Origin of the sequence: Chelatococcus sp. XZ-Ab1 (genome assembly GCF_029309855.1) — a bacterium.
Classification (GTDB): Bacteria; Pseudomonadota; Alphaproteobacteria; order Rhizobiales; family Beijerinckiaceae; genus Chelatococcus_A; species Chelatococcus_A sambhunathii.
This window is the reverse complement of record NZ_JARKII010000001.1, coordinates 680,489-702,391: the sequence shown is the minus strand read 5'-3', so window position 1 is coordinate 702,391 and position 21,903 is coordinate 680,489. Positions and strand designations below refer to the sequence as shown.

Sequence of the window (21,903 nt, the reverse complement as noted above, 5' to 3'; positions counted from 1 at the left end):
CCCGGAGAAGACCGGCGCCGCGTGGTGCGGCGCGCGGCCTTGTGCCTTGCTTACTCGATGATGGAGGCGACGACGCCGGCGCCAACCGTGCGGCCACCCTCGCGGATGGCGAAGCGCAGCTTCTCCTCCATGGCGATCGGGACGATCAGCTCGACCTCCATCGCCACGTTGTCGCCCGGCATCACCATCTCAGTGCCCTCGGGCAGCTTCACCATCCCCGTCACGTCCGTCGTGCGGAAGTAAAACTGCGGGCGGTAGTTGTTGAAGAACGGCGTGTGACGGCCACCCTCTTCCTTCGTCAGGATGTACGCCTCGGCCTTGAACTTCGTGTGCGGCTTCACCGAGCCCGGCTTGCACAGAACCTGGCCGCGCTCCACGTCCTCGCGCTTCGTCCCGCGCAGCAGCGCCCCGATGTTGTCCCCCGCCTCGCCCTGATCGAGCAGCTTGCGGAACATCTCAACGCCCGTCACCGTCGTCTTCTGCGTCGGACGCAGCCCAACAATCTCGACTTCCTCGCCGACCTTGATCACGCCGCGCTCCACACGCCCCGTCACCACCGTCCCGCGGCCCGAAATCGAGAACACGTCCTCAACCGGCATCAGGAACGGCTGGTCCTTCGGACGCTCCGGCTGCGGGATGTACGCGTCAACCGCATCCATCAGCTTCAGAACAGCGTCCCGCCCGATCTCCGGATTGCGGTCCTCCAGCGCGCACAGCGCCGAACCCTTGATGATCGGGATGTCATCCCCGGGGAAGTCGTACTTAGACAGAAGCTCGCGCACCTCAAGCTCCACAAGATCAAGAAGCTCGGGGTCGTCCACCATGTCGACCTTGTTCATGAACACCACAAGCGCCGGCACGCCAACCTGACGCGCCAGCAGGATGTGCTCGCGCGTCTGCGGCATCGGCCCGTCAGCCGACGAAACCACAAGAATCGCGCCGTCCATCTGCGCCGCGCCCGTGATCATGTTCTTCACGTAGTCCGCGTGGCCCGGGCAGTCCACGTGCGCATAGTGCCGCTTGTCCGTCTCGTACTCGACATGCGACGTCGAGATCGTGATCCCGCGCGCCTTCTCCTCAGGCGCCTTGTCGATCTGGTCGTACGCCGTGAACGACGCTCCGCCCTTCTCCGCAAGAACCTTCGTGATCGCCGCCGTCAGAGACGTCTTGCCATGGTCAACGTGACCAATCGTCCCGATGTTGCAGTGCGGCTTCGTGCGCTCAAACTTTTCCTTCGCCATCGTAGGGCTCCTTCAAAGGAACTCGACGTCAGTCGTGTCTCGTTCTCGTTTCAGGTTCAGGCGTACTTGGCCTGAACCTCGGCGGCGACCGCTTGCGGCACTTGCTCGTAGTGGTCGAACTGCATCGTGTAGGTCGCGCGCCCCTGGCTCATCGAGCGCAGCGTGTTCACGTAACCGAACATGTTAGCCAGCGGCACCATCGCATTGATGACCACCGCGTTGCCGCGCATGTCCTGGCCCTGGATCTGGCCACGGCGGGAGTTGAGGTCGCCGATGACCGAACCGGTGTAGTCCTCCGGCGTCACCACCTCGACCTTCATGATCGGCTCAAGAAGGACGGCACCGCCCTTCTGCAGCGCTTCGCGCAGCGCGGCACGGGCCGCAATCTCGAAGGCCAGCGCCGACGAGTCGACCTCGTGATAGGCGCCGTCGATCAGCTCCACCCTGAGGTCGACGACGGGGAAACCGGCGAGCACGCCCGCGCCGAGAACGGACTCGAGGCCCTTCTCGACACCCGGGATGTACTCCTTCGGCACCACACCACCGACGATCTTCGACTCGAACGAGTAACCCGCGCCCGGCTCGGTCGGCTCGGCAACGATCTTGACGCGCGCGAACTGGCCCGAGCCACCGGTCTGCTTCTTGTGCGTGTAGTCCACCTCGACGCGCTTGGAGATGCGCTCGCGATAGGCCACCTGCGGCGCGCCGACATTGGCATCCACCTTGTAAGTGCGGCGCAGGATGTCGACCTTGATGTCGAGATGGAGCTCGCCCATGCCCTTGAGGATGGTCTGGCCGGATTCCTGGTCCGTCGACACCTGGAAGGACGGATCCTCCGCAGCGAGCTTGGACAGCGCGATGCCGAGCTTCTCCTGGTCGGCCTTCGATTTCGGCTCGATGGCGATCTCGATGACCGGTGCCGGGAACTCCATCTTCTCGAGGATGACGGGCTTCAGCGGGTCGCAGAGCGTGTCGCCGGTGCGGACTTCCTTGAGGCCCGCGAGCGCCACGATGTCACCGGCATAGGCTTCCTTGATGTCTTCGCGGTTGTTCGCATGCATCAGGAGCATGCGGCCGACGCGCTCCTTCTTCTCGCGCGTCGAGTTGACGATCGAGGAGCCCGATTCCACCTTGCCGGAATAGACGCGGCAGAAGGTGATCGTGCCGACGAACGGGTCGTCCATGATCTTGAAGGCGAGCATGGAAAACGGCTCGTCGTCGGACGGCTTGCGCTCGATTGGCTCTTCCGTGTTGGCGTCGATGCCCTTGATGGCGCCACGGTCGAGCGGCGACGGCAGGTAATCCACGACGGCATCGAGCAGGGGCTGCACACCCTTGTTCTTGAAAGCCGTGCCGCACAGCACCGGATGGAAAGCACGCTGCTGCACCGCGACGCGGATCAGCTTGCGCAGGGTGGCCTCGTCCGGCTCCTGCCCCTCGAGATAAGCGCTCATAGCGTCATCATCGAGCTCGACCGCAGCCTCGACCAGCTTGGTGCGGTACTCGGCAGCCTTGTCGGCGAGATCGGCCGGGATATCGGTGATGTTGAACTTCGCACCGAGGGCATCGTCTTCCCAGACGAGCGCCTTCATGGCGACGAGATCGACCACACCCTTGAAACCGCCCTCGGAACCGATCGGCAGCTGCAGACAGACCGGCTTGCCGGCGACGCGATCGACGATCGAATCGACGCAGCGGAAGAGATCGGCACCCACCTTGTCCATCTTATTGACGAACACGATGCGCGGCACGTCGTACTTGTCGGCCTGGCGCCACACGGTCTCGGTCTGGGGCTCGACGCCCTGGCTGCCATCAAGCACGCACACGGCACCGTCGAGCACGCGCAGCGAACGCTCTACCTCGATGGTGAAGTCGACGTGGCCGGGCGTGTCGATGATGTTCAGACGGTTCTCGCGCCAGAAGCAGGTCGTCGCGGCCGACGTGATGGTGATGCCGCGCTCCTGCTCCTGCGCCATCCAGTCCATGGTCGCGGAGCCCTCATGGGTCTCCCCGATCTTGTGGCTCTTGCCGGTGTAGTAGAGAATCCGCTCGGTCGTCGTCGTCTTTCCGGCATCGATGTGGGCCATGATGCCGAAATTGCGGTATTTCTCGATGGCATGACTGCGGGGCATTGTACGAGCTCCGTCCGATCTTGCGCCGATTACCAGCGGTAGTGCGAGAAGGCGCGGTTCGCTTCCGCCATGCGGTGCGTGTCTTCGCGCTTCTTCACCGCGCTGCCGCGGTTATTGGCGGCGTCGATGAGTTCGGCCGACAGCCGATCGACCATGGTGCGGTCGTTGCGCGAGCGCGCGGCCTGGATCAGCCAGCGGATGGCGAGCGCCTGACGGCGCTCCGAGCGCACCTCGACGGGCACCTGGTAGGTGGCGCCGCCGACGCGGCGGGACCGCACCTCGATCGCCGGCGAGACATTGTCGAGCGCCTGACGGAAGACCTCGAGAGGGTCAGCCTTCAGCTTCTGCTCGATGATGTCGAACGCGCCATAGACGATGGCCTCGGCAGCCGATTTCTTGCCATCGCGCATCACGGAGTTCATGAACTTCGTGAGAACCACGTCACCGAACTTGGCGTCCGGGATGATCTCGCGCTTCTCGGCACTGTGACGACGGGACATATGCTCCGCTCCGCCTTGAAATTTCGGAAAGCGCCCGAATTACTTCGGACGCTTGGCACCGTACTTCGAACGGCGCTGCTTACGGTTCTTGACGCCCTGAGTGTCGAGGACGCCGCGCAGAACGTGGTAACGCACACCCGGAAGATCCTTGACGCGACCGCCGCGGATCATGACCACGGAGTGCTCCTGGAGGTTGTGCCCCTCGCCCGGGATGTAGCCGATGACCTCGAAACCGTTCGTCAGGCGCACCTTGGCGACCTTACGCAGAGCCGAGTTCGGCTTCTTCGGCGTCGTCGTATAGACGCGCGTGCACACACCCCGCTTCTGCGGGCAGGCCTCGAGTGCAGGAACCTTGTTCCGGCTCTTCTGCGCCGTCCGCGGCTTGCGGATCAGCTGGCTGATCGTCGGCATGCTTCGCTCTCTTCGCTCCGGCCTTCCGGCCGCTTGCCTAGACTGCTCCAACCGCACAGCACCGAATGAAGCCGTGCGACCTTCCCATTGATGCGGCGCGCACAAACGCCCGGCCGCAAGCAAAACAAATCCGCGCCTTCGGCGGAATGCCTCCGGCGCGTTAGCCCGCAGAGGACCACGGCGGGCCGCGGTCATGCTCCTGATCTGACTCTACAAGCCTGACTTGCTGCCAGTCGGTGCTGAATTCGACAGCGTTTAGGACCTAAAGGTCAGGGCTGCTGCCCCGACAGAGAGACCTACGGCCTGCCGGAAGTGGGCGGTTTTTACCCCTTGAGTCGCCCGTCGTCAACGTCTTTCTCGTTTGCAGCCTTCGATTTCCGGCCGGCGAGCACCTGCTGCAGCTAACCCGCACGATCTGCCAAGGTTGCGCCCGCCCCCGGCAACATTCGGAAACGGAGCCGGGCATCTGCGACATATCCGAAACGGCGAAGGGGCCGCCCGCAGGGGCAGCCCCTTCCCTGTCGTTGGCGGAAGCGCCTTACTCCGCCGCGGCGGGCGGCAGTTCCCCGCCCACGGCCGCCGCAGCGGCGTGGCCGGATTCGTTCGCCTTCTGCGCGAGGATGAGTTCGTCGCGGCGCTGCGCGATCTCGCGCAGGCGGGCAGCCACGGCCCCGGTGCCGGCCGGAATGAGGCTGCCCACGATGACGTTCTCCTTGAGGCCCTCGAGCATGTCCGTCTTGCCGTTGACGGCGGCCTCGGTAAGGACGCGCGTCGTCTCCTGGAAGGAGGCGGCGGAGATGAACGAGCGGGTCTGAAGGCTCGCCTTGGTGATGCCGAGCAGGACCGGCGTGCCCACCGCCGGCTTCTTGCCTTGGGCGACGAGTGCCTCGTTCGCCTCTTCCATTTCCAGGCGGTCGACCTGCTCGCCCTGCAGGAACTCGCTGTCACCGGGCTCCTGGATCTCGACCTTCTGCAACATCTGGCGAACGATCACCTCGATGTGCTTGTCGTTGATGTTCACGCCCTGCAGGCGATACACCTCCTGGATCTCGTTGACGAGATAGGCGGCCAGTTCCTCGACGCCCTTGATGGCAAGGATGTCGTGCGGCGCGGGATTGCCGTCGACAATGAAGTCGCCGACCTCCACCACGTCACCGTCCTGAAGGTGGATGTGCTTGCCTTTCGGAATGAGGTACTCGACCGACTCCGAGCCGTCATGCGGCACGAGCGTCAGGCGGCGCTTGTTCTTGTAGTCGCGCCCGAACTGGATCGTGCCGGACTTCTCGGCAATGATCGCCGCATCCTTCGGCCGGCGCGCCTCGAACAGCTCGGCCACCCGCGGCAGACCGCCAGTGATGTCGCGCGTCTTGGCGCTCTCCATCGGGATACGGGCAAGCACGTCGCCGGCCTTGACCTTCGCGCCCGGATCCACGCCGATGATGGCATCGACCGCGAGCAGCGAGCGGGCCTCGCCGCCGCGGGCGAGCTTGGCGATCCTGCCGCTCTCGTCGTGGATGACGATGGCGGGCCGCAGGTCCGACGTGCGGGCCGAGCCGCGCCAGTCGATAACGACGCGCTTGGCGATGCCGGTCGACTCGTCGATCTGTTCCGACATCGAGGCACCCTCGACGAGGTCCTCGAAGCCGACCACACCGTCGACCTCGGTCAGGATCGGCCGGGTGTAGGGATCCCACTCGGCGATGCGCTGGCCACGCTTGATGGTGTCGCCTTCGTCGACCTTGAGGCGCGCACCGTATTGGATGCGGTGCACTGCCCGCTCCTGCCCGTCCGGCCCGACGATGAGCACGGCGAGGTTGCGGCCCATGGCGATGAGATCCCCGTCCGAGTTGCGCGCCACGTTCCGGTTGCGGATCTTGACGGTGCCCTCGAAGTTGGACTCGACGAACGACTGGTCGGCGATCTGCGCGGCGCCGCCGATGTGGAACGTGCGCATCGTGAGCTGCGTGCCCGGCTCGCCGATCGATTGCGCCGCGATGACACCGACGGCCTCGCCGTAGTTGACCGGCGTGCCTCGCGCCAGATCGCGCCCGTAGCAGGTGGCGCAGACGCCGTTCTTGGCCTCGCAGGTCAGCACCGAGCGGATCTTCACCTCCTGGATGCCGGCGGCGGTGATCGGTTCGATGTGCCATTCCTCGATCATGGTGCCGGCGGGCACGATGACCTTGCCGTCCGCATCCACGAGATCCTCCGCGGCGGTGCGGCCGAGGATACGCGAGGCGAGCGAGGCCACGATCTGGCCGGCATCGACGATGGCCCGCATGCGGATGCCCTTGTCGGTGCCACAGTCGGGCTCACGGATGACCGCATCCTGCGCCACGTCGACGAGACGGCGGGTGAGATAGCCCGAGTTCGCCGTCTTGAGCGCCGTGTCGGCGAGGCCCTTGCGAGCGCCGTGCGTCGAGTTGAAGTACTCGAGCACGTCGAGGCCTTCCTTGAAGTTCGAGATGATCGGGCTCTCGATGATCTCGCCGGAGGGCTTGGCCATCAGGCCGCGCATGGCCGCGAGCTGCTTCATCTGCGCCGGCGAGCCGCGGGCGCCGGAATGGGCCATCATGTAGATGGAGTTCACCGGCTTGTCGCGGCCATTCTCGTCCTTCTGCACGGCCGAGATACGCGCCATCATCTCGCCGGCAAGGCGATCCGAGCACTTGGCCCAGGCGTCGACGACCTTGTTGTACTTCTCGCCCTGCGTGATGAGACCGTCCTGGTACTGCTGCTCGTAGTCCTTCACGAGCGCGCGCGTCTCGTCGACGATCGACCACTTGTTCTCGGGCACCACCATGTCGTCCTTGCCGAACGAGATGCCGGCCTTGAACGCATGGTAGAAGCCGAGACCCATGATGCGATCGCAGAAGATGACCGATTCCTTCTGCCCGCAGTTGCGGTAGACGGTGTCGATCATGTTCGAGATCTCCTTCTTCGTCATGAGCTTGTTCACGACATCGAAGGGAACGGCCGGGTGCCGGGGCAGGACGCGCGACAGGATCACGCGGCCCGGTGTCGTCTCGTAGATTCGGGAGAAGGTAGAACCGTCCTCGGCCACACCCGTCCAGCGATACTTGATCTTCGAGTGCAGGGTGACAACCTTGGCCGCAAGCGCATGCTCGAGTTCGCCCATGTCGGCGAACACCTTGCCCTCGCCCGGCTCGCCCTCGGCGAGGATCGAGAGATAGTAGAGGCCGAGAACGATATCCTGCGACGGCACGATGATCGGCTGACCGTTGGCCGGGTGCAGGATGTTGTTCGTCGACATCATCAGCACACGCGCCTCGAGCTGGGCTTCCAGCGAGAGGGGCACGTGCACGGCCATCTGGTCACCGTCGAAGTCGGCGTTGAACGCCGCGCAGACGAGCGGGTGCAGCTGGATGGCCTTGCCCTCGATGAGGGTCGGCTCGAAGGCCTGAATGCCGAGACGGTGCAACGTGGGCGCCCGGTTGAGCATCACCGGATGCTCGCGGATCACCTCGTCGAGGATGTCCCAGACCTCGGGCTTCTCCTTCTCGACGAGCTTCTTCGCCTGCTTCACCGTGGCCGAGAGGCCCTTGGCGTCAAGCCGCGCATAGATGAACGGCTTGAACAGTTCGAGCGCCATCTTCTTCGGCAGGCCGCACTGATGCAGCTTGAGCTCGGGCCCGACGACGATCACCGAGCGGCCGGAATAGTCGACGCGCTTGCCGAGCAGGTTCTGACGGAAGCGGCCCTGCTTGCCCTTCAGCATGTCGGCGAGCGACTTCAGCGGGCGCTTGTTGGCACCCGTGATGACGCGGCCGCGCCGGCCGTTGTCGAACAGCGCGTCGACAGCCTCCTGCAGCATCCGCTTCTCGTTGCGGATGATGATGTCGGGCGCCCTGAGTTCGATCAGCCGCTTCAGGCGGTTGTTGCGGTTGATGACGCGGCGGTAGAGATCGTTGAGATCCGACGTTGCGAAGCGGCCGCCGTCGAGCGGGACGAGCGGGCGCAGGTCCGGCGGGATCACCGGCACGACGGTCAGAATCATCCACTCGGGCTTGTTGCCGGACTGGATGAAGGCCTCGATGATCTTGAGGCGCTTCATCAGCTTCTTCGGCTTGAGCTCGGAGGTCGTCGTGGCAATCTCCTGGCGCAGGTCCGCCGCAATCTTCTCGAGGTCGAGGCTCCGGAGAATCTCGCGGATCGCCTCGGCGCCGATCATCGCCGTGAAGCTGTCCTCGCCATACTCGTCTTGCGCGCGCAGATACTCCTCCTCCGACAGGAGCTGGCGCTCCTTGAGGGGGGTGATGCCCGGCTCGATGACGACGTAGTACTCGAAATAAAGGATCCGCTCGAGATCCTTGAGCGTCATGTCGAGCAGCAGGCCGATGCGCGACGGCAGCGACTTCAGGAACCAGATGTGCGCCACTGGCGCAGCGAGCTCGATATGGCCCATGCGCTCGCGCCGGACGCGCGCCAGCGTCACCTCGACGCCGCACTTCTCGCAGATGACGCCCTTGTACTTCATGCGCTTGTACTTGCCGCACAAGCACTCATAGTCCTTGATCGGGCCGAAGATCCGCGCGCAGAACAGGCCGTCACGCTCGGGCTTGAACGTGCGGTAGTTGATCGTCTCCGGCTTCTTGATCTCGCCGTAGGACCAGGACAGAATCTTCTCCGGGCTGGCAAGCGAGATCTTGATCTGGTCGAAGGTCTGCGCCGGAGCCTGGGTATTGAAGAGATTCATGACCTCTTGATTCATCGCCGTCTCCTCGGTTGCGGAGGCGCCGCCTGGGCGACCCGTCTCCGCCGGCATTTCATGCGGACATCGGGGCGTCCCCCGACATCGACGCTTGTTACGATCGAGGCGCGGGCTCATGCCGTCCGCGCCCCTTGTCCCTCACCCTCGCGCGGGCCACGCGGCGCCGGAGGCGCCGGTTACTCCGCTGCCTCCGAAGGCGGCAGTTCCACGGACGGCTTCTTCGTCGAGATGAGCTCGACGTTGAGGCCGAGCGAGCGCATCTCCTTGACGAGCACGTTGAAGCTCTCCGGGATGCCGGCCTCGAAGGTGTCATCTCCGCGCACGATGGCCTCGTAAACCTTGGTGCGGCCGGCGACGTCGTCCGACTTGACCGTCAGCATCTCCTGCAAGGTATAGGCCGCGCCGTAGGCCTCGAGCGCCCAGACCTCCATCTCGCCGAAACGCTGGCCGCCGAACTGCGCCTTGCCACCCAGCGGCTGTTGCGTGACGAGCGAATAGGGGCCGATCGAGCGGGCGTGGATCTTGTCGTCAACCAGGTGGTGAAGCTTCAGCATGTAGATGTAGCCCACGGTCACCTTGCGGTCGAACGCCTCGCCCGTGCGTCCGTCGAAGAGCGTCGACTGTGCCGAGCGGTGAAGACCTGCCTGCTCCAGCATCTGCTCGATGTCGGCCTCCTTGGCGCCGTCGAAGACCGGCGTCGCAATCGGCACACCGCGCCGGAGATTGGCGCTCATCTCGACGAGTTCCTCGTCCGACATCGACGCCACTTCGCCATTGTCGCCGTAGACCTCGCCGAGCTTCTGACGCAACGGTCCGAGGTTCTGCGTCTTCATGTAGGCGTCGTAGGCCTCGCCGACCTGCCGGCCGAGGCCGGCGCAGGCCCAGCCAAGGTGCGTCTCCAGGATCTGGCCGACATTCATGCGGCTCGGCACGCCGAGCGGGTTCAGCACGATGTCCACGTGGGTGCCGTCATCGAGGAAGGGCATGTCCTCGATGGGCACAATCTTCGACACGACACCCTTGTTGCCGTGCCGCCCGGCCATCTTGTCGCCCGGCTGGATCTTGCGCTTGACCGCAATGAAGACCTTGACCTGCTTCATCACGCCGGGCGGCAACTCGTCGCCCCGCTGCAGCTTCTCGACCTTGTCGAGGAAACGCTGCTCAAGGCGCTTCTTCGACTCGTCGTACTGCTTGCGCATTGCCTCGAGCTCGCTCATCACCGCATCGTCGGCGACGGCGAACTGCCACCACTGCGAGCGCGGATACTCGTTGAGCGCCTCGCGGGTCAGCGCGGCGTCACGCTTGAAGCCCTTCGGCCCCGCGATCGCCGTCTGGCCCGTGAGCACCTCGGCGAGGCGGGCGTAGACGTTGCGGTCCAGGATCGCCTGTTCGTCGTCGCGGTCCTTGGCCAGGCGCTCGATCTCCTCGCGTTCGATGGCCTGGGCGCGCTCGTCCTTGTCGACGCCATGGCGGTTGAAGACGCGCACCTCGACGATGGTTCCGGTGACACCGGGCGGCACGCGCAGCGAAGTGTCGCGCACGTCGGAGGCCTTCTCGCCGAAAATGGCGCGCAGCAGCTTCTCCTCAGGCGTCATCGGGCTCTCGCCCTTCGGCGTGATCTTGCCGACGAGAATGTCGCCGGCGTGAACTTCAGCGCCGATATAGACGATGCCGGCCTCGTCGAGGTTCTTCAGCGCCTCTTCCGACACGTTCGGAATATCGCGCGTGATCTCCTCCGGCCCGAGCTTGGTGTCACGGGCGCTGACCTCGAACTCCTCGATGTGAATCGAGGTGAACACGTCGTCCTTCACGATGCGCTCGGAGAGGAGGATGGAATCCTCGAAGTTGTAGCCGTTCCAGGGCATGAACGCGACGAGCACGTTTCGGCCGAGCGCCAACTCGCCGAGATCGGTCGAGGGACCGTCGGCGATGATGTCGCCCTTCTTCACCATGTCGCCCACCTTCACCAGCGGGCGCTGGTTGATGCAGGTCGACTGGTTGGAGCGCTGGAACTTCTGCAGCCGGTAGATGTCGACGCCCGACTTGGTGGGGTCGAGATCCTGCGTGGCGCGGATGACGATACGCGTCGCGTCCACCTGGTCGACGATGCCGGTGCGGCGGGCCGCAATGGCCGCGCCGGAGTCACGGGCAACCACCGCCTCCATGCCGGTGCCGACGAAGGGCGCATCCGCCTTCACCAGCGGCACGGCCTGGCGCTGCATGTTGGAGCCCATCAGGGCGCGGTTGGCGTCGTCGTTCTCGAGGAACGGGATGAGCGCCGCAGCGACCGACACGAGCTGCTTCGGCGACACGTCCATGTAGTCGACGCGATCCGGCGGCATGACCACGACGTCGCCGGCGCGGCGGCAGACCACGAGATCCTCCGTCAGGCGGCCTTCGCCGTCGATGGCAGCGTTCGCCTGGGCGACGTTGTACTTCTGCTCCTCCATCGCCGAGAGGTAGACCACCTCCTCGGTGACCCGCCCGTCCTTCACCTTGCGGTAGGGCGCCTCGATGAAGCCGTACTTGTTGACGCGCGCAAAGGTGGCGAGCGAGTTGATGAGGCCGATATTCGGGCCTTCCGGCGTCTCGATCGGGCAGATGCGGCCGTAGTGCGTCGGGTGCACGTCGCGCACCTCGAAGCCGGCGCGCTCGCGGGTGAGACCACCCGGGCCCAGCGCCGAGAGGCGACGCTTGTGCGTCACCTCCGACAATGGGTTGGTCTGGTCCATGAACTGGGACAGCTGGGAAGAGCCGAAGAACTCGCGCACCGCCGCGGCGGCGGGCTTGGCGTTGATGAGGTCCTGCGGCATCACCGTGTCGATGTCGACCGAAGACATGCGCTCCTTGATGGCGCGCTCCATCCGGAGAAGACCCAGGCGATACTGGTTCTCCATAAGCTCTCCTACCGAGCGCACGCGGCGGTTGCCGAGATGGTCGATGTCGTCGATCTCGCCGCGGCCGTCGCGCAGGTCGACGAGCGCCTTCACCACCGCGAGCATGTCCTCGCGGCGCAGCGTCCTCACCGTATCCGGGCAGTCGAGGTCGAGGCGCATGTTCATCTTTACGCGGCCGACCGCCGAGAGGTCGTAGCGCTCGGCGTCGAAGAACAGCGAATGGAACATGGCCTCCGCCGTCTCCAACGTCGGCGGCTCGCCCGGGCGCATCACGCGATAGATGTCGAACAGGGCCTCCTCGCGCGAGGAGTTCTTGTCGACGGCAAGCGTGTTGCGGATGTACGGGCCGATGTTGACGTGGTCGATGTCGAGCACCGGGATATCGGTGAAGCCCTGCTCGACGAGCGTTGCGAGCAGCTTGGCCGTGATCTCCTCGCCAGCCTCGGCATGAATCTCGCCCGTCGACAGATCGACAAGGTCCTCCGCGATGTACTGGCCGTAAAGATCCTCATCGCTGGCGCGCAGGGCCTTGACACCCTTTTCCTCGAGGAGGCGGGCAGCCCGGGCCGTGAGCTTCTTGCCGGCCTCGAGGACGACTTCGCCGCTGTCGGCGTCGATAAGGTCGCTGACGGCCTTGAAGCCCTTCATGCGGCCGGCGTCGAACGGCATGCGCCAGCCGTCCTTGTCCTTCGCGTAGTGCACCTTGTCGTAGAAGGTGTCGAGGATTTCCTCGCCATCGAGGCCGAGCGCATAGAGCAGCGACGTCACCGGAATCTTCCGGCGCCGGTCGATGCGCGCATAGACGATGTCCTTGGCGTCGAACTCGATGTCGAGCCATGAGCCGCGATAGGGAATGATGCGGGCCGCGAACAGCAGCTTGCCGCTCGAGTGCGTCTTGCCCTTGTCATGGTCGAAGAACACGCCCGGCGAGCGGTGCATCTGCGAGACGATGACGCGCTCGGTGCCGTTGACGATGAAGGTACCGTTGTCCGTCATGAGCGGCATGTCGCCCATGTAGACATCCTGCTCCTTGATGTCCTTGACGGACTTGGCGCCGGTATCCTGGTCGACATCGAACACGATGAGGCGCAGCGTCACTTTGAGCGGTGCGGCAAAGGTCATGCCGCGCTGGCGGCACTCGTCGACGTCATACTTCGGTGGCTCGAACGTATACTTGACGAACTCCAGCAGGGACGTGTTGGAAAAGTCCGAGATCGGGAAAACGGACTTGAAGACCGCCTGAAGCCCCTCCTCGGGGCGTCCGCCCTTCGGCTCCTCGACCATCAGGAACTGGTCGTAGGACGCCTTCTGAACCTCGATGAGGTTGGGCATCTCCGCCACTTCCCGGATCTTGCCGAAGAACTTGCGGACGCGTTTCCGGCCGGTGATCGTCTGGGCCATGTTCGGTTCTCGCTCCTCACGCACGGCTGACCGGGCGGTCCGGTCGTGCGGCCACCTGGCCGCCGGGTCAGCCGCTCCGCCCCTCGGCGGAACTTCATGTAGACCGCGCTAGCCGTCGCGCGGTTGACGGCGGTTTCCGCCGCTTCACGTGGGCCTTCCGGTCCACCGTCGCCGTCGGGCCCCATGCCCTGCCAGCGACGACGCGACGGCCCCGGGGAAAACTCCCCCGGGACCGCCGCAATCTGCGATGCGGAGCCGCAGGACGCGGCCCCGGAACATCACTTGAGCTCGACCTTGGCGCCGACCTTCTCGAGGGCAGCCTTGATCTTCTCGGCCTCGTCCTTCGGCGCGCCTTCCTTCAGCGGCTTCGGGGCGCCCTCGACGAGGTCCTTCGCCTCCTTCAGGCCGAGGCCCGTGATGGCGCGCACTTCCTTGATGACCTCGATCTTCTTGTCGCCGGCGGCGGCAAGAATGACGTCGAACTCGGTCTTCTCCTCGGCGGCCGGGGCAGCGGCGCCACCAGCGCCCGGAGCAGCGGCGACGGCCACGGCGGCAGCCGCGGAGACGCCCCACTTCTCTTCGAGCAGCTTGGCGAGCTCGGCCGCCTCGAGGACCGTGAGGTTCGACAGCTCGTCGACGAGTTTCGCAAGATCAGCCATTGTTCAATTCCTGGATCGGTTCGATTTGGGTTCGGTTTTCACGCGGCCTCACGCCGCTTCGTCTCGCTTGGCATAGGCCCCGAAGACGCGCGCCACCTTGGCGGCAGGCGCGTTGACGACCTGAGCGATCTTCGTGGCCGGAGCCTGGATGAGGCCGACCAGCTTGGCGCGCAGTTCGTCGAGGGACGGCAGGGAGGCGAGCGCCTTCACACCGTCCGTATTCAGGGCAGTCGCGCCCATGGCCCCGCCGAGGATGACGAACTTGTCGTTCGCCTTGGCGAAATCCACCGCGACCTTCGGCGCCGCAACCGGGTCGCTGGAATAGGCCAGCAACGTCGGCCCCTTCAGAAGGGGACCGATGGAAGCGACATCCGTGCCTTCGAGAGCGATCTTCGCGAGGCGGTTCTTCGCAACCTTCACGGTAGCGCCGACCTGCTTCATCTCGCGACGAAGCTTCTGCATGTCGGCAACCGTGAGGCCCGCATAGTGGGCCACGACGACAACGCCCGTGCTCTTGAACACATCGTTGAGCGTCGCGACGAGATCAGCTTTTGCCGCTCTGTCCACCTTGCTCTCTCCGGTTGACGGCGAGCACTCGCCCGCCGCCGGCTGCACATGCCGCCCGAATGCGACCCCGGCCAAAGGCCACGATCGCCGGACGGCGCTCGTGAGCCCTGTCCAACCGGATGCGCCAGAAACGCAGCCGGCGAGTAGGTTCGAACCGACCACACCGCCGCCGGACGCGCCGGCGGCAATACGAACCAGTCTTCCCCCGTCTATGCAGGCATCGGAGCGAAATTATGCCGCCCGGAAAGCCCGTTCGGCACCTGCAGTCTCGGACAGGACATAAGGCCGCGCAGGCAAAGGGTTACCCCTCGGCCTGCCGGCCTTCCACCGCCTGGTGACCCAGACGGAATTCGATGATGAATATGGGCAGAACCCTGTTCCCCCGCACCGGTCTCACCAGACACGAACCGGTATTTAACGCCTCGCAGGCAGTTTGCCAAGGGGGGCATGCCGCAAGGAGGCGCGGGAAACAGGCCGGCCCGTCATCGCCTCACACCAAGGCAGGACACGGACCGCGGCGCAGTGCCGCGGTCCGTTAATCTCAGGCGCCGACGACCGTCGACGGCTCCACCTTCACGCCCGGGCCCATCGTCGAGGAGATGGCGATGCGCTGGATGTAGGTGCCCTTGGCGCCGGAGGGCTTCGCCTTGGCGACCGCGTCGGCGAAGGCCTTGATGTTCTCGACGAGTTTGTCGGCGTCGAACGAGGCCTTGCCGATGCCGGCATGGACGATGCCCGCCTTCTCGACGCGGAACTCGACCGCGCCGCCCTTGGCGGCCTTCACCGCGCCGGCGACGTCCATGGTCACCGTACCGACCTTCGGGTTCGGCATCAGGCCGCGCGGGCCGAGCACCTTGCCGAGGCGGCCGACGAGCGGCATCAGGTCCGGCGTCGCGATGCAGCGGTCGAAGTCGATCGTGCCGCCCTGGATGCGCTCGAGCAGGTCCTCAGCGCCGACGATATCGGCACCGGCGGCCTTGGCCTCGTCGGCCTTCGGGCCGCGGGCAAAGACGGCGACGCGCACCGTGCGGCCCGAGCCGTTCGGCAGGTTGCACACGCCGCGCACCATCTGGTCCGCATGGCGCGGGTCGACGCCGAGGTTCATCGCGACCTCGATCGTCTCGTCGAACTTGGCCGTGGCCCGCTCCTTGACGAGCTTCACGGCCTCCTCGAGCCCGTAGAGCTTGACGCGGTCGATACCGGTGCGGCTCGCGGCCACGCGCTTTGCAATCTTAGCCATGATCGCTCTCCTCAGCCCACGACCTCGAGGCCCATCGAACGGGCCGAGCCTTCGATCATCGCCACCGCAGAATCGACGGTGTCGCAGTTGAGGTCTGCCATCTTCTTCTCGGCGATGTCGCGCAGCGCCTCGCGCGTGACCTTGCCGACGGTGCCACGGCCGGGGGTCTTGGACCCCTTGTCCAGCTTGGCGGCCTTCTTCAGGAAGTAGGAGACCGGCGGCTGCTTCATGTCGAAGGTGAAGGAGCGGTCCTGATACACGGTGATGACCACCGGAATCGGCATGCCCTTCTCCATCTGCGCGGTCTTCGCGTTGAAGGCCTTGCAGAATTCCATGATGTTGAGGCCGCGCTGGCCGAGCGCCGGGCCGATCGGCGGCGACGGATTGGCCGCGCCCGCCGGCACCTGAAGCTTCACGTAACCCGTGATTTTCTTCGCCATGGGATGCTCACTCGGCGTCGCCCGCCTGCCATGGCGTGCAACGCAAAGTCCGCCGCGCCACGAAAGACCGCAGGCGGCGGATGGTTGGTGATCGCGGTTGCGGCCCGCTTGCTCCGGCTGGCGAACCGGGCGTGCCTCCCGCGGATGGTCGTCCCCATGAGGGAACGGCGGATCGCCTACACCATAACGGCAGAGAAGGAAAGCCCCTGGCGCCGGCTAATCCTCACGCCGCCGGCATCAGGGCAGCCGGCGCCAGGCGCCGCGCCTCGCGTGCGAGGATGGCATCGGCATCGAGCCCGGCGATCGGCTGCGCCGCATCGCTCGATACCTCTCCCGCAAGCTGCAGCATGAGATAGCGTCCGCAACAGACCCTCAGGAACGAGGCGAAGTTCTCGACCTCGCCCCGCGCCTCCAGCAATTCCTCATAGAGCCGACCGAGCAGTTGCGCCACGCTCATGCCGTCGCGCCCGGCGATCTCCTCGAGCACGCGCCAGTAGAGATTCTCCAGGCGCACGCTGGTGGAAAAGCCATTGAGCCTGAGCGACCGCAGGCGCGTCTCCCATAGCTGCGGATCGGCATTCACAAAAAGCTTGCACATGGCCGTCCCTCCCCTCCTGTCGGCGCCGGCAGTCTAGCGCGACCGGCCGGGCGGAGCGCAAGATCGCAGCGTGGGGCCGCAGCAGGATCCGGCACGTCAGCCGTGGCGGATTTCGGTGCCCAGCACCGCGAGGAACTGCGCGATGAAGGCCGGATGGGCCGGCCAGGCCGGGGCCGAGACAAGATTGCCGTCCGTCACGGCGGCGTCGATGGCGATATCGGCATAGGTGCCGCCCGCGAGCTCCACCTCGGCCCGGCAGGCCGGATAGGCGGAGCAGGTGCGCCCCTTCAGCACGCCGGCGCCCGCGAGGAGCTGCGCACCGTGGCAGATGGCCGCCACCGGCTTGCCCGTCTCGAAGAAGTGCCGCACGCAGGCGACGACGCGCTCGTTGAGGCGCAGATATTCGGGGGCCCGGCCGCCGGGGATGACGAGGGCGTCGTAGGACGCGGGCTCGACCTCGGCGAAGGTGGCGTTGAGGGTGAAATTGTGGCCGCGCTTTTCCGAATAGGTCTGCTGGCCCTCGAAATCATGGATGGCCGTGGCCACCGCCTCGCCCGCCTTCTTGCCCGGGCAGACGGCATGCACGGTATGGCCGACGGCGAGCAGCGCCTGGAACGGCACCATGATCTCGTAGTCCTCGCCGAAATCGCCGACGATCATCAGGATGCGCTTGCCTGCCATTGTTTCCTCCCTTGCTGTCGCAAGCAGGAAGGCTACAGGCGCGGGGCGATGCGAAGGTGTTATCCCGATAACACGCAAGCGCCGCGACGCGCGGCCCGTGAGGGATGACGAAGCGGCGAAGGGCTGGGCGGCCGGTTCCACAAGTCGTCGTGCCCGCGCTTGTCGCGGGCATCCACGCCCGGGAAAATCCTGTAATGCCAAAAACGCAGATGGCCGGGACGAGCCCGGCCATGACGGTGGCGGAACGCGATCCGTCGGTCAGACCTTCTCGACCTGCCCGTATTCGAGCTCGACCGGCGTCGCACGGCCGAAGATGGACACCGCTACCTTGAGCCGGGCGCGGCCCTCGTCCACCTCTTCCACCACGCCGCTGAACGACGCGAAGGGGCCGTCGGCGACACGCACCTGCTCGCCCACCTCGAAGTGAACCGACGACTTAGGCCGCTCGACACCCTCGGCGACCTGGCCCTTGATGCGCTCGGCCTCATGGTCCGGGATCGGCAGCGGCTTCGACTTGTCGGCGCCGAGAAAGCCCGTGACCTTCGGCGTGTTCTTGATGAGGTGATAGACCTCGTCCGTGAGGTCGCACTTCACCAGCACATAGCCGGGAAAGAACTTGCGCTCGGTGTCGATCTTGCGGCCGCGGCGCACCTCGACGACCTTCTCGGTCGGGACGAGGATCTCCTCGAACTTGTCTTCGAGCCCACGCTGCTGCGCCTGGTCGCGCAGCGACTGCGCCACCTTGTTCTCAAAGTTTGAATAGGCGTGGACGATGTACCAGCGATAGCTCATGACTTTCTCCCCTCAGCGTCCGACACCGAGGATCAGGCCGACGCCGAAGCGGATGATCTGGTCGGCAGCGAGGAAGAACAGCGCGGCAATGATCACCATGACAAAGACCATGGCGGTCGTGACCATGGTCTCCTTGCGCGTCGGCCAAGTGACCTTGGCCGCCTCGTTGCGGACCTGCTGCAGGAATTCGAACGGGTTCGTCTTTGCCATCGTCCTCACGTCCGCGGGCTTCGCCCCCGCCTCTCGTCGCAACAGCGTGCGCGACCGCCTCGAATCACGACGCGGCGCGTGCCGTTGCGGTCACACGCCGTCAATCGCTCCCGGCACAAGCAGCCTTCTTGACACTGGGACAAGAGCCACTCGAAAGATCCGCTGGCAGGAGTGGAGGGACTCGAACCCCCAACCCCCGGTTTTGGAGACCGGTGCTCTAACCAGTTGAGCTACACTCCTAGCGGAACCGGCGGATCGACGTCGCCCACCGGCTTTGCCTCATCGGGTGAAACCCGCCCGATGAGGTGGGGACGACGCGACCGCCGCCTCCTATATCCCATCGCCGCCGCTCAGCAAAGCCGCTTCGCGAGGCGGTGAAAATCACGTCGGGAAGGCTTCCCGGAGAAGACCGGCGCCGCGTGGTGCGGCGCGCGGCCTTGTGCCTTGCTTACTCGATGATGGAGGCGACGACGCCGGCGCCAACCGTGCGGCCACCCTCGCGGATGGCGAAGCGCAGCTTCTCCTCCATGGCGATCGGGACGATCAGCTCGACCTCCATCGCCACGTTGTCGCCCGGCATCACCATCTCAGTGCCCTCGGGCAGCTTCACCATCCCCGTCACGTCCGTCGTGCGGAAGTAAAACTGCGGGCGGTAGTTGTTGAAGAACGGCGTGTGACGGCCACCCTCTTCCTTCGTCAGGATGTACGCCTCGGCCTTGAACTTCGTGTGCGGCTTCACCGAGCCCGGCTTGCACAGAACCTGGCCGCGCTCCACGTCCTCGCGCTTCGTCCCGCGCAGCAGCGCCCCGATGTTGTCCCCCGCCTCGCCCTGATCGAGCAGCTTGCGGAACATCTCAACGCCCGTCACCGTCGTCTTCTGCGTCGGACGCAGCCCAACAATCTCGACTTCCTCGCCGACCTTGATCACGCCGCGCTCCACACGCCCCGTCACCACCGTCCCGCGGCCCGAAATCGAGAACACGTCCTCAACCGGCATCAGGAACGGCTGGTCCTTCGGACGCTCCGGCTGCGGGATGTACGCGTCAACCGCATCCATCAGCTTCAGAACAGCGTCCCGCCCGATCTCCGGATTGCGGTCCTCCAGCGCGCACAGCGCCGAACCCTTGATGATCGGGATGTCATCCCCGGGGAAGTCGTACTTAGACAGAAGCTCGCGCACCTCAAGCTCCACAAGATCAAGAAGCTCGGGGTCGTCCACCATGTCGACCTTGTTCATGAACACCACAAGCGCCGGCACGCCAACCTGACGCGCCAGCAGGATGTGCTCGCGCGTCTGCGGCATCGGCCCGTCAGCCGACGAAACCACAAGAATCGCGCCGTCCATCTGCGCCGCGCCCGTGATCATGTTCTTCACGTAGTCCGCGTGGCCCGGGCAGTCCACGTGCGCATAGTGCCGCTTGTCCGTCTCGTACTCGACATGCGACGTCGAGATCGTGATCCCGCGCGCCTTCTCCTCAGGCGCCTTGTCGATCTGGTCGTACGCCGTGAACGACGCTCCGCCCTTCTCCGCAAGAACCTTCGTGATCGCCGCCGTCAGAGACGTCTTGCCATGGTCAACGTGACCAATCGTCCCGATGTTGCAGTGCGGCTTCGTGCGCTCAAACTTTTCCTTCGCCATCGTAGGATCCTAGACGCCTCTGCACGTGTGGCTTTTGGGTTGCGGTCGATTAAGACCCTTCGCCCCATACTTCAAGAGCGAATTTACCTCGGGCCCGAGAATTTTCCCCACCGGGCGCCGAGGATCATGGAGGCGAGCCTTTAGCCCGAGCCGGACGGGATTGTCGAGTCCCCGCCAGCGCGCCGGCCGCCGGCTTCGACCGCAGAAGAAATCTGAGCGAAACGATGCGGAAGGCGGTGGAGCGGGTGAAGGGAATCGAACCCTCGTCATCAGCTTGGAAGGCTGCTGCTCTACCATTGAGCTACACCCGCGCACTGGCTGCTTCGGGAATGGTGGAGGGGGTTGGATTCGAACCAACGTAGGCGTAGCCAACGGATTTACAGTCCGTCCCCTTTAACCACTCGGGCACCCCTCCGACTCAATCCTCGGAAGCACCGCCGGGCGACGCGCCGAGCCGCCGCATGCTTCACGAAAACCTTCGGAACGCGACGACGCCGACAGCGCGGGGCCTCTTATGGTGAGGCCGATCCCCGGTGTCAACACAAAACCAACTGGCATCCACGGCTCACTCGTGCCACAGGAGGCTCAGCCAATTCCGGACACTGGACCCATGACGAGCGACAAGGCCCCGCCGGCCGGACAGACGACCAGAAAGCTGCCCCGCAACGCGCAGGCGTTGGCCCGGCATGGGCGCGGCCCGCGTTTCGGCAAGGCCGGAAAGCCGGCAAACGGCAAGGGCGGCCCGCGCCGCCCCACCCCCCCGGGCGCCATCGACGTCGCGGTTCTCTACGGCTGGCATCCCGTGGTCGAGGCCCTCGCCAATCCACGGCGCCGACCGCGCCGGTTGATGGCCACCGAGAATGCCTACAAGCGCCTGCTCGAGCGATTCGGGCACCTGCCGATCGCGCCCGAGATCGTCCGGCCCGGTGAGATCGACCGGCTGCTCGAGCCCGACGCCGTCCACCAGGGCCTGTTGCTCGAGGCTGACCCGCTCCCGTCCCCGGCCATCGATTCGCTGCCGGCGGATGCGCTCGTCCTCGTGCTCGACCAGATCACGGATCCGCACAACGTCGGCGCCATCGTCCGCACGGCGGCCGCCTTCTCCGTTGCGGCCATCGTCACCACCGCCCGCCACAGCCCGGCTGCGACGGGCGTGCTCGCCAAGTCGGCCTCGGGCGGGCTCGAGCACGTCCCCTTCATCGTGGTGCGCAATCTCGCCGAGGCCATGCTCGCCCTGCGCGAGCGTGGATTCCAGCTCGTCGGCCTCGATTCGGCCGGGCCGGCGCCGCTCGGCGACATCCCCCTCACCCGCCCGCTCGGCCTTGTCCTCGGCGCTGAGGGCAAGGGGCTGCGCCAGCTGACGCGCGAGCGCTGCAGCGATCTTGCCCGCCTCGACATGCCGGGCGCCATCAAGAGTCTGAACGTCTCGAACGCCGCTGCTATCGCCCTCTATGCGGCGAGCCGCACCGCCGGCTGAACATGCTGCGACGCACTATTGCGGCGCACTTAAGACTTTGGAATGACGACCAATTGTCGAGCGACAGCGTAGAGCGCGGCTCCTAAGCTTTCCCTCACCTTCCGGGCTGCGAGCAGTTGCGGAAGCGGCGCGGGGCCCCGCCCCCGCCGAATGAGGGAAACAGCCCGTTGTCGGGCGGCCGTGGGCGTCAGATCCACCGATCGTCTCGTCGATCGCAAGACCGCGCGGCAGAGGGCCGGAGGTCCGGCTGCCGCGCGGCGTTCGCTCGTCGCCTCGGCCGGCTGCA

The 21,903-nt window shown here is 65.5% G+C and carries 16 protein-coding genes and 3 tRNA genes; 1 reads left to right on the top strand and 18 read right to left on the bottom strand.

The features are described from left to right. Nucleotides 1-50 precede the first annotated feature (50 nt). The 18 genes from tuf (P2T65_RS03410) to P2T65_RS03325 all read right to left on the bottom strand — a co-directional run bounded on the left by tuf (P2T65_RS03410) (nucleotide 51) and on the right by P2T65_RS03325 (nucleotide 20,555). Nucleotides 51-1,241, bottom strand: coding sequence for an elongation factor Tu (gene tuf / locus P2T65_RS03410; protein WP_063187829.1), 1,191 nt, complete (start codon nucleotides 1,239-1,241; stop codon nucleotides 51-53). Between the two features lie 56 nt (nucleotides 1,242-1,297). Beyond that, the gene (fusA, locus tag P2T65_RS03405; protein ID WP_071923951.1) at nucleotides 1,298-3,373 is read right to left on the bottom strand and encodes an elongation factor G; all 2,076 of its coding nucleotides are present in this window, start codon (nucleotides 3,371-3,373) and stop codon (nucleotides 1,298-1,300) included. Between the two features lie 29 nt (nucleotides 3,374-3,402). Continuing rightward, nucleotides 3,403-3,873, bottom strand: a complete 471-nt coding sequence (gene rpsG / locus P2T65_RS03400; protein WP_055461086.1) for a 30S ribosomal protein S7 — start codon at nucleotides 3,871-3,873, stop codon at nucleotides 3,403-3,405. 39 nt (nucleotides 3,874-3,912) lie between these two features. After that, a complete protein-coding gene (gene rpsL / locus P2T65_RS03395) occupies nucleotides 3,913-4,284 on the bottom strand; it encodes a 30S ribosomal protein S12 (protein WP_019400023.1) in 372 nt (123 codons plus the stop codon). A 538-nt stretch (nucleotides 4,285-4,822) separates the two neighbouring features. After that, nucleotides 4,823-9,016, bottom strand: coding sequence for a DNA-directed RNA polymerase subunit beta' (gene rpoC / locus P2T65_RS03390; RefSeq protein WP_276199173.1), 4,194 nt, complete (start codon nucleotides 9,014-9,016; stop codon nucleotides 4,823-4,825). 176 nt (nucleotides 9,017-9,192) lie between these two features. Then, on the bottom strand, nucleotides 9,193-13,314 hold the full coding sequence (rpoB, locus tag P2T65_RS03385; protein WP_063187661.1) for a DNA-directed RNA polymerase subunit beta: 4,122 nt from the start codon (nucleotides 13,312-13,314) through the stop codon (nucleotides 9,193-9,195). 278 nt (nucleotides 13,315-13,592) lie between these two features. Then, nucleotides 13,593-13,973, bottom strand: coding sequence for a 50S ribosomal protein L7/L12 (gene rplL / locus P2T65_RS03380; protein WP_019400026.1), 381 nt, complete (start codon nucleotides 13,971-13,973; stop codon nucleotides 13,593-13,595). A gap of 48 nt (nucleotides 13,974-14,021) precedes the next feature. Continuing rightward, the gene (gene rplJ, locus P2T65_RS03375) at nucleotides 14,022-14,540 is read right to left on the bottom strand and encodes a 50S ribosomal protein L10 (RefSeq protein WP_055461089.1); all 519 of its coding nucleotides are present in this window, start codon (nucleotides 14,538-14,540) and stop codon (nucleotides 14,022-14,024) included. A gap of 541 nt (nucleotides 14,541-15,081) precedes the next feature. Continuing rightward, entirely contained in the window at nucleotides 15,082-15,780 is a 699-nt protein-coding gene (rplA, locus tag P2T65_RS03370; protein ID WP_055461090.1) for a 50S ribosomal protein L1, read from the bottom strand. 11 nt (nucleotides 15,781-15,791) lie between these two features. Beyond that, nucleotides 15,792-16,220, bottom strand: coding sequence for a 50S ribosomal protein L11 (rplK, locus tag P2T65_RS03365; RefSeq protein WP_019400029.1), 429 nt, complete (start codon nucleotides 16,218-16,220; stop codon nucleotides 15,792-15,794). Nucleotides 16,221-16,443: 223 nt separating this feature from the next. Beyond that, complete coding sequence (locus P2T65_RS03360) at nucleotides 16,444-16,818, bottom strand: ribbon-helix-helix domain-containing protein (protein ID WP_055461091.1); 375 nt, start codon at nucleotides 16,816-16,818, stop codon at nucleotides 16,444-16,446. 96 nt (nucleotides 16,819-16,914) lie between these two features. After that, the gene (locus P2T65_RS03355; protein WP_063187657.1) at nucleotides 16,915-17,499 is read right to left on the bottom strand and encodes a DJ-1/PfpI family protein; all 585 of its coding nucleotides are present in this window, start codon (nucleotides 17,497-17,499) and stop codon (nucleotides 16,915-16,917) included. Between the two features lie 258 nt (nucleotides 17,500-17,757). Further along, entirely contained in the window at nucleotides 17,758-18,291 is a 534-nt protein-coding gene (gene nusG, locus P2T65_RS03350) for a transcription termination/antitermination protein NusG (protein WP_055461093.1), read from the bottom strand. Between the two features lie 12 nt (nucleotides 18,292-18,303). Continuing rightward, nucleotides 18,304-18,501, bottom strand: coding sequence for a preprotein translocase subunit SecE (gene secE / locus P2T65_RS03345; protein WP_019400034.1), 198 nt, complete (start codon nucleotides 18,499-18,501; stop codon nucleotides 18,304-18,306). Nucleotides 18,502-18,664: 163 nt separating this feature from the next. Continuing rightward, nucleotides 18,665-18,741, bottom strand: a tRNA-Trp gene (locus P2T65_RS03340). Between the two features lie 208 nt (nucleotides 18,742-18,949). After that, nucleotides 18,950-20,140, bottom strand: coding sequence for an elongation factor Tu (tuf, locus tag P2T65_RS03335; RefSeq protein WP_063187829.1), 1,191 nt, complete (start codon nucleotides 20,138-20,140; stop codon nucleotides 18,950-18,952). A gap of 237 nt (nucleotides 20,141-20,377) precedes the next feature. Then, nucleotides 20,378-20,451: transfer RNA gene (locus tag P2T65_RS03330), tRNA-Gly, on the bottom strand. A gap of 19 nt (nucleotides 20,452-20,470) precedes the next feature. Then, nucleotides 20,471-20,555, bottom strand: a tRNA-Tyr gene (locus P2T65_RS03325). A gap of 195 nt (nucleotides 20,556-20,750) precedes the next feature. Between P2T65_RS03325 and P2T65_RS03320 the strand changes: the two genes are divergently transcribed. Continuing rightward, the gene (locus tag P2T65_RS03320) at nucleotides 20,751-21,617 is read left to right on the top strand and encodes an RNA methyltransferase (RefSeq protein ID WP_276199172.1); all 867 of its coding nucleotides are present in this window, start codon (nucleotides 20,751-20,753) and stop codon (nucleotides 21,615-21,617) included. Nucleotides 21,618-21,903 lie beyond the last annotated feature (286 nt).